The 7,212-nt window shown below is 64.5% G+C and carries 10 protein-coding genes; 6 read left to right on the top strand and 4 right to left on the bottom strand.

The window, feature by feature from the left end; genetic code table 11:
* The first annotated feature begins 400 nt into the window (after positions 1-400).
* From KUH32_RS11270 to aat, 4 genes are all read left to right on the top strand, one after another.
* Positions 401-721 carry a hypothetical protein gene (locus KUH32_RS11270; RefSeq protein WP_217778183.1) on the top strand — a complete coding sequence of 107 codons (321 nt, stop codon included), beginning with the start codon at positions 401-403 and terminating at the stop codon, positions 719-721.
* Positions 722-1,156: 435 nt separating this feature from the next.
* A complete protein-coding gene (gene accB / locus KUH32_RS11265; RefSeq protein ID WP_217778181.1) occupies positions 1,157-1,651 on the top strand; it encodes an acetyl-CoA carboxylase biotin carboxyl carrier protein in 495 nt (164 codons plus the stop codon).
* Between the two features lie 5 nt (positions 1,652-1,656).
* The gene (gene accC / locus KUH32_RS11260) at positions 1,657-3,012 is read left to right on the top strand and encodes an acetyl-CoA carboxylase biotin carboxylase subunit (RefSeq protein ID WP_217778179.1); all 1,356 of its coding nucleotides are present in this window, start codon (positions 1,657-1,659) and stop codon (positions 3,010-3,012) included.
* Positions 3,013-3,019: 7 nt separating this feature from the next.
* The gene (gene aat / locus KUH32_RS11255; protein ID WP_217778177.1) at positions 3,020-3,655 is read left to right on the top strand and encodes a leucyl/phenylalanyl-tRNA--protein transferase; all 636 of its coding nucleotides are present in this window, start codon (positions 3,020-3,022) and stop codon (positions 3,653-3,655) included.
* On the opposite strand, the gene KUH32_RS11250 is transcribed toward aat, so the two are convergent.
* The 3 genes from KUH32_RS11250 to KUH32_RS11240 are packed head-to-tail and all read right to left on the bottom strand — an operon-like array spanning position 3,619 to position 4,801.
* The gene (locus tag KUH32_RS11250) at positions 3,619-3,975 is read right to left on the bottom strand and encodes a DUF2155 domain-containing protein (protein ID WP_217778175.1); all 357 of its coding nucleotides are present in this window, start codon (positions 3,973-3,975) and stop codon (positions 3,619-3,621) included. The two genes, aat and KUH32_RS11250, sit on opposite strands and share 37 nt — an antisense overlap.
* Positions 3,972-4,421, bottom strand: coding sequence for an outer membrane lipid asymmetry maintenance protein MlaD (mlaD, locus tag KUH32_RS11245; RefSeq protein WP_217778174.1), 450 nt, complete (start codon positions 4,419-4,421; stop codon positions 3,972-3,974). The genes KUH32_RS11250 and mlaD overlap by 4 nt, the downstream gene beginning before the upstream one ends.
* On the bottom strand, positions 4,418-4,801 hold the full coding sequence (locus KUH32_RS11240; protein WP_217778172.1) for an NADH:ubiquinone oxidoreductase subunit NDUFA12: 384 nt from the start codon (positions 4,799-4,801) through the stop codon (positions 4,418-4,420). The genes mlaD and KUH32_RS11240 overlap by 4 nt, the downstream gene beginning before the upstream one ends.
* Before the next feature lie 187 nt (positions 4,802-4,988).
* Here KUH32_RS11240 and KUH32_RS11235 point away from each other — a divergent pair, with 187 nt between their 5' ends.
* Both KUH32_RS11235 and KUH32_RS11230 read left to right on the top strand, forming a co-directional pair.
* Positions 4,989-5,675, top strand: coding sequence for an FkbM family methyltransferase (locus KUH32_RS11235; RefSeq protein ID WP_217778170.1), 687 nt, complete (start codon positions 4,989-4,991; stop codon positions 5,673-5,675).
* A 13-nt stretch (positions 5,676-5,688) separates the two neighbouring features.
* Positions 5,689-6,855 (top strand): glycosyltransferase family 61 protein, encoded by a 1,167-nt coding sequence (locus KUH32_RS11230; protein ID WP_217778168.1) that lies wholly within the window; start codon positions 5,689-5,691, stop codon positions 6,853-6,855.
* Here the strand turns inward: KUH32_RS11230 and KUH32_RS11225 are convergent.
* The gene (locus KUH32_RS11225) at positions 6,838-7,203 is read right to left on the bottom strand and encodes a RidA family protein (RefSeq protein ID WP_217778166.1); all 366 of its coding nucleotides are present in this window, start codon (positions 7,201-7,203) and stop codon (positions 6,838-6,840) included. The genes KUH32_RS11230 and KUH32_RS11225 overlap by 18 nt on opposite strands.
* Between the last annotated feature and the right edge of the window lie 9 nt (positions 7,204-7,212).

Here is a 7,212-nt window from a genome sequence, read left to right as displayed (position 1 = left end):
AAGATCATGCGCCGCATCCTGCGCAAGATCGCCGAAAACGACTACGGCGCCCTCGGAGACACCTCGACACTCGCCGAACCCGCCGTCGTCGACGACCTCATCGAAAACAGAATGAACAGGGGCTGACCCGCACACCACCGGGGAAAGAGCGGTCGTCCGCCCGCCCTTTCCCGTTAACCAATCGGGCGAATTTTCCGAACAAGTCTAGGCATTTGGATGTATCGCCGGTCACTCCGTGCTAAGGTTTGAACCGGGGGGCACACAACGCGGAGTGCCTGAGATGCAACTTCCCGTCATACCCGTTTCGACCGCGCCGTGGTCCACCGGGCATCCTTTCGGCCTTCCGGCCGCGTTCCGGCACGCACCGGCGTCGCGGGTCCAGCCGCCAAAGCAACGTGACATGGCCAATACCGGGTTGCAGACCGCCTGGTTGCCACCGCAGTGGAAAGCCCGCCAACAGGGCGCGCCCGACCCCGACAGCCAGACGGCACCGCCGTCGATCATGCAGATCCGCATCACCGAAATGCTTGCGGAACAGCTTGCTGCACCGGCACCGGCCCAGCTTCAGGACCGGCCTGCGCCGGATCCGTTGCCCAGGCCACCGCAGACCCTGCCCGCCTATGCGGAATTGTCGAAACTGGATCGCGAAGCTGTCCGGGATACCGCGCAGCCCCCGTCCTTCGATGAGCATCGCGCCGAACGCGACGGCCCGGTCGCCTGAACCGGGCGATCCTGTAAAGGCACTGCGTTCCGGGCCTTGGCCGCGCCCGCGCCCCGCACGACATGGGCCAGTCGCACCGATGCCGCCTGGCCGTGACCGGCGTTACCGCCGCAACGGCATCCATACGCGGCGTCGTACATGTCACACGCCGAATGCCAAACTCTTGGCTTCGCGACGCGGTCGAACGCCCGAACCCATAACGCGGACCAGCCGCAGCGACCGGGCCGTCGCGCCCGGGTCTTCCGGATCGACCATTCCGCGATGACACCGCCGCACCGCCCCGCGTCGACCAAGCGCGCGTCGCATCAATCGGCTGGTCCACTGGTCCAGCCCAGGAAAAGGCGCAGAGCGCCGCTTTTCACTGCCGCGCGCTTGGCCTATAACCGCGCCACCCGTGGCGCCCAGGCGCCGCTTCAAAGTCCGGGCGAGGTTGGTATGAGCAAGAATTCCCACGACGCGGATGTCGCCTTTATCAAGGCTTTGGCTGAGCTTCTGCGCGAGAACGATCTGAGCGAACTGGAAGTGCGCCGCGACTACGGCGAAGATGACAGCCTCGAGGTGCGCGTCGCCCGGGTTCTGCAGCAAGCCGCACCGGTCGCCCCGGTTCACGTGCCCGTCGCCGCGCCGGCGGCCGCGCCAGGTGCCGCGCCTTCCGCTGCTGCGCCGGCCGCGCTGCCCGAAGATCCCGCCGCCCATCCCGGTGCGGTGACCTCGCCGATGGTGGGAACGGTCTACCTGCAGGCCGAGCCCGGCTCGCCCGCCTTCATCACGGTCGGATCGCAAGTCAGCGAAGGCGACACGCTGTTGATCGTCGAGGCGATGAAAACGATGAACCACATCCCCGCTCCGCGCGCCGGCACCGTCAAGCGCATCCTGGTCGAAGACGGCGCGCCGGTGGAATACGGCGCCCCGCTTGTCATCCTCGAGTAACGCGCATGTTCGACAAGATCCTGATCGCCAACCGGGGCGAGATCGCGCTGCGGGTCGTGCGGGCCTGTCGGGAAATGGGTATCGCCTCGGTTGCGGTGCATTCCACCGCCGATGCCGACGCGATGCATGTGCGCATGGCCGACGAGACGATCTGCATCGGCCCCGCCCCGTCGGTCGACAGTTACCTGTCGATCCCCGCCATCATCTCGGCCTGCGAAGTGACCGGTGCGCAAGCGATCCACCCCGGCTATGGCTTTCTGTCCGAAAACGCCCGTTTCGTTCAGGTGATCGAGGATCACGGCCTGACCTTCATCGGCCCCTCGGCCGAACACATCCGCATCATGGGCGACAAGATCACCGCCAAGGACACGGCCAAGGCCCTGGGCATTCCCGTGGTTCCCGGTTCCGAAGGTGGGGTAGCGTCGGTCGAGGACGCCAAGAAGATCGGCGCGGATTTCGGCTATCCCGTCATCATCAAGGCCACCGCCGGTGGCGGTGGCCGGGGCATGAAGGTCGCGCGCAACGATGCCGAGATGGAGAACGCCTTTCGCACTGCGCGCTCCGAAGCCAAGGCGGCCTTCGGCAATGACGAAGTCTATATCGAGAAATACCTGCAGCGCCCGCGCCACATCGAAATCCAGGTCTTCGGCGACGGCAAGGGCAAGGGTGTGCATCTGGGTGAACGCGATTGTTCGCTTCAACGACGCCACCAGAAGGTTTTCGAAGAGGCCCCCGGACCCAGCATCAGCCCCGAAGAACGCGCAAGGATCGGCGCGATCTGCGCCAAGGCCGTGGGTGAGATGGGCTATGCCGGCGCCGGCACGATCGAATTCCTGTACGAGGACGGCGAGTTCTACTTCATCGAAATGAACACGCGCCTGCAGGTCGAACATCCGGTGACCGAGGCGATTTTCGGCGTCGACCTGGTGCGCGAACAGATCCGCGTCGCCGAAGGGCTGCCGATGTCCTTCGACCAGGATGATCTGACGATCAACGGGCATGCCATCGAAGTGCGCATCAATGCCGAGAAGCTGCCGAATTTCGCACCATCCCCCGGCAGGATCTCGCAATATCACGCACCCGGCGGCCTGGGTGTCCGGATGGACTCGGCGCTTTACGACGGCTATCGCATTCCGCCCTATTACGACAGCCTGATCGGCAAGCTGATCGTGCATGGCCGCGACCGGTCCGAAGCGTTGGCACGCCTGAACCGCGCCCTGGGCGAATTGATCGTCGATGGCGTGGATACAACGATCCCGCTGTTCCGGTCGCTTCTGGCCGAGCCCGACATCCACAGCGGCGATTACAACATCCACTGGCTGGAGAAGTGGCTGGAAAGCGGCGCGCTCAGGCAGGGCTAGGCGGCGAATGTCGCTGACGCCGGAGCTCTTGTTGCACGCGTATCGCTCGGGCGTCTTTCCGATGGCCGAAACCCGCGACGACCCGGACCTTTTCTGGGTCGATCCGCGGCGGCGCGGCATCATCCCGCTCGATGGTTTCCACCTGTCCCGCAGCCTGGCCCGCCGGCTGCGGCGCGACGATTACCAGGTCACGCTGAACCGCGCCTTCGCGGCAGTGATGGAGGGGTGCGCCGACCGCAACGAGACCTGGATCAACGAAGAAATCCTGAGACTTTTCACCACGCTGCACCAACGCGGCCATGCCCATTCTCTGGAGGTGTGGATGGACGGCCAGCTGGCAGGCGGCATCTATGGATTGGCCATGGGATCGGCGTTTTGCGGGGAGTCGATGTTCTCGCGCCGGCGCGACGCGTCCAAGATCGCATTGGCATGGCTGGTGGATCACCTGCGGCGCTGCGGCTTCACGCTTTTCGACACGCAATTCCTGACGGCGCATCTGGCGTCGCTTGGCGGGATCGAGGTGTCGCGCGCACGGTACAAGATGATGCTGGAAGACGCGCTGACCCGAGAGGCCGACCTGCTTTCACATCCCCTTGCGGACAGCGGTCACTCTGTCGTGCAGCGCATCACCCAGACGTCATAGCGCGGGTGATTCATCGGGTTCAGCGCGGGGGACGAGGCCACCATCCAGCCGCTGAATACCGGCTCGGCCACGCCGATTTCGCGCACCGTCAGATAGGCATAGGCATCGCCGGACGGATTGCCCTCGGGATAGCGGCATTCCTTGAGCATCACTTCGACCCGGCCGATCGAGGCCGTCCCGCCATTGGGGATCGTCACATCCGCCACCTTGGCGTTCAGCTTGTCCAGACCGCGCAAAATCGCGCCGGTGCCGGTGTTGACGGCCTCCTGCGCGCTTGCGGTCGCGGCCAGCAGAACCAACGCCAGCGACACAAGCCTCATTCGCTGCCGTCTCCGGCGACGTATTTCAGCAGCAGTGACACCAGGCTGACGGCGCCCTGGGTGTCCAGGATCTCGTCGCCTTCGGCATAGTAGAAAGGCGACCCGCCCGGGCTGATCTCAACGAAATTGCCCCCAAGCAACCCTTCGGAGGAAATGACGATGGCGCTGTCATCGGGAATTTCGATGCCTTTCTGGATCGCGATGCTGGTATCGGCCCGATAGGTTTCGGGGTTCAATTCGATACCCGTCACGGTGCCGACCTTGACCCCTGCGAGGCGCACGTCGGACCCAACGGTGATCCCTTCCAGCGAGCGGAACGAAGCGGTCAGCGGATAGGTGTCTCCGCCCAGTGACAATCCCGTCGCCTGCACGGCGTAAAACCCGAAGGCCAGCGCCGCGGCCAGAACACCGCCGCCGACCAGCACCTCGGTGGTGGAGTGGGTCATTCGGGCTTCCACGCCTCGTAGTCGGCGCGCGACGCGGGTTGTTCGCGGCGCAACGATCCTGCCGGTGCATAGGCCATCGCGGTGCCGGTCAGGTTTTCCTGATGCGGCTTTTCCCACGTCTTGCGGGCCAGCTTGCCGTCTTTCGGCGGTTCCTTGTAGGTGTGATGCAGCCAGCCATGCCAGTCGGCGCTGATCCGGCTTGCCTCGATATCGCCGTTGAAGATCACCCAGCGGCGCTTGCCGTCGCGGGTTTCGTAATAGACATTACCCTGCTCGTCCTCACCCACCTTCACGCCCTTGCGCCAGGTGTACAATTGGGTGTTCAGGGTCTGGCCGTTCCACCAGGTCAGGGCGCGCAGAACCGTGTTGAGAATACCCATGCGGGGCCTCCTGTCTGATGGCCCGACTTATGACCGATCGCGCAAACGTGGTCCAGAGGGCACAGGCGAAACACTGCCCGTCCTTTCGCGGCAAATCGTCCGGCAAATGGTCAGCCTGCCTCATTTTGGCCATGATTGCGTGGCCCTTCCCTGATAAAAACGAAAAAACACAGCCGAGGCATCGTCAATGAGCACCGAAATCGCCGCCCGCTGCATGGGCCTGTCCGTTCCGCAATCGCCCTTCCTGAACGAAACCCGCATCCGCCGGATCGAGGCGGCGCGCTATGAAGGCCAGGAAATCGCCGGCGCGTTGCATGTCGTGCGCGAAGGCGACCGGGTGCTGGAACTGGGCGCCGGTCTGGGCATCGTCGGCGGCGTCACGGCGCTGAACGCCAAGCCCGAAGCGCTGTTGTCCTTCGAGGCCAACCCTGCGATGATCCCGCATATCGAGGCGCTTTACGCCTGCAACGACCTGGCCGACCGGGCCAAGGTGCGCAACGCCGTGCTTCTGTCGACCCCGGACCAACCCGACAGCGTGACCTTTCACGTCCACAATTCCTTTCTCGGCTCGTCTCTGGTCGACACGCCGGCGCGCAAGACCACGCCGGTCGATGTCTCGGTCGAGGATTTCGAGACCGTGCGCCGCGATTTCGCTCCGACCGTCATGCTCGTGGATATCGAGGGCGGCGAAAAGGAGTTGCTGGACAATGCCGATCTGGACGGCATCCGCGCGATCGTGATCGAGTTTCACCCCGGCGTCTACGGCATCGACGGGATGCGTGCCTGCAAGGCGCGGCTGAAGGCGGCGGGGTTTGAGAAAGTGCCCGAACACAGCACCCGCACCGTCTGGACCTGCACCCGCACATTGCACTGAGCCGGGGCGCGCGGTGACCAGCCATCCTGCCCTGCCCCCGGCGATCCGGCCACCCAACCCGAAACGGGGCTGGTCGCACAGCCTGGGCGGGCTGGGCAATGCCATCGTCGTACCACCATCGGAAAATGGCTTCGTGCAGAAGGCCGGCGTGTTGTGGTCGAACGGCGCCTATTGCCCGTCCGGTGCGCTATGGCGGAATGCGCGCGCCCTGACGGTGCAGCCCGACATGCCGGACAACACGGAAAAGCTGCCCGGCACCTGGCTGTGGGGGGGCGTGTTGTGGCGCCATTTCGGTCATTTCATCACCGAGAGCCTGGGCCGTCTCTGGGCGCTTGACCATGTCAAGAACCCGGTCGACGGCGTGCTTTTCATTCCCAAGCGTCCAAACAACGCCGAAGGCATGACCGGTTACCAGACCGATCTGTTCCGGCATTTCGGTCTGGACGGCGCGCAGATCCACCAGGCCGCGCGACCGACGCAAGTCGAACGGCTGATCGTGCCGGGACAGGGTTTCGGATTGGGCGACATCGCCTCGGGTACGCGGTATTTCCGCGATTACGTGCAGCGACGTTTCGGGCAAGACGTTGCGCCGGACGGCCCCGAGCGGCTGTATATCAGCCGCAGCAAGCTGGGGCCTACCCGCGGCACCGTGGTGGGTGAGACGCGGCTGGAAAGCTATCTCGAACGCGAAGGCTACGAGATCTTTCATCCCCAGGCCCATGACATCACGACCCAGATCGCGCGCTACAAGGCGGCGCGGCAGGTGATCGCCACCGAAGGCTCGGCTTTGCATCTTTTCGCGATGGTCGCACGGCCCGGTCAGAACCTGGCCGTGGTGATACGGCGACGGTCCGGAGCGACCGGTTTGATCGAAAAGCACGTGGCGTCCTTCACCGGACAGACGCCAACCATGGCCGAAGCGATCCTGCGGGAATGGATGCCGGAAAACCAGGTGCGCAAGAAATTTGCCCGTGGCGAGCTGGATTTCGTCCAGCTGCAACAGATCCTGCATGCCGGCGGCTTCGTCGGGATGGACCGGCCCTGGGTGTCGATGGAGCCCTTCGATGCACAGCTGGAACTTGCCGAGACGCTGGGCCAGCGCGAAGATCTTGGCCGCGCGGTCCTCGTCGAACCAATGCAGAAACCAGCGGTGCGGAAACGTTCAGCCGCCGGTCGGTAGCAGCGCGGTCAACTCGATCTCGATCCGGTATTTTTCTTCGATCAGCCCGCATTCCAGCATCGTTGCGGCTGGCGGATCGGCTCCGAAGGTTTCGGCAAGGATCGGCATGCAGGCCGCGAACTCGGCCCGGTCCGGCAGGTAATAGGTCACGCGCACCGCATCGGCAAAGCTGGCGCCTGCCTCGGCAAGCGCCGTCTGAATGATGCCGAGCGCCGAACGGCATTGTTCGACGACGGTGTCGCCCTGCCCGACCGTTCCCGCCACATGCACGAAACCGCCGGCCACGACGGCGCGGCAATAGCCGGCCTGCTTTTCGAATGGCTGGGCCGATGAAATGCGCCGGATCATGTCGCAAGT

It is taken from the genome of Thalassococcus arenae, assembly GCF_019104745.1.
In the GTDB taxonomy this organism is placed as follows: domain Bacteria; phylum Pseudomonadota; class Alphaproteobacteria; order Rhodobacterales; family Rhodobacteraceae; genus Thalassococcus_B; species Thalassococcus_B arenae.
Note: the sequence above shows the minus strand (reverse complement) of the source record. Positions and strands in the feature narration are given on the sequence as shown.

Excerpts from the sequence above, each read along its gene's own strand:
- KUH32_RS11270 (WP_217778183.1), top strand. The coding sequence starts at position 401 with ATGGCCAATACCGGGTTGCAGACCGCCTGGTTGCCACCGCAGTGGAAA.
- aat (WP_217778177.1), top strand. The coding sequence starts at position 3,020 with ATGTCGCTGACGCCGGAGCTCTTGTTGCACGCGTATCGCTCGGGCGTC.
- KUH32_RS11235 (WP_217778170.1), top strand. The coding sequence starts at position 4,989 with ATGAGCACCGAAATCGCCGCCCGCTGCATGGGCCTGTCCGTTCCGCAA.
- accC (WP_217778179.1), top strand. The coding sequence starts at position 1,657 with ATGTTCGACAAGATCCTGATCGCCAACCGGGGCGAGATCGCGCTGCGG.
- mlaD (WP_217778174.1), bottom strand. The coding sequence starts at position 4,421 with ATGACCCACTCCACCACCGAGGTGCTGGTCGGCGGCGGTGTTCTGGCC.
- KUH32_RS11250 (WP_217778175.1), bottom strand. The coding sequence starts at position 3,975 with ATGAGGCTTGTGTCGCTGGCGTTGGTTCTGCTGGCCGCGACCGCAAGC.
- KUH32_RS11225 (WP_217778166.1), bottom strand. The coding sequence starts at position 7,203 with ATGATCCGGCGCATTTCATCGGCCCAGCCATTCGAAAAGCAGGCCGGC.
- KUH32_RS11240 (WP_217778172.1), bottom strand. The coding sequence starts at position 4,801 with ATGGGTATTCTCAACACGGTTCTGCGCGCCCTGACCTGGTGGAACGGC.
- accB (WP_217778181.1), top strand. The coding sequence starts at position 1,157 with ATGAGCAAGAATTCCCACGACGCGGATGTCGCCTTTATCAAGGCTTTG.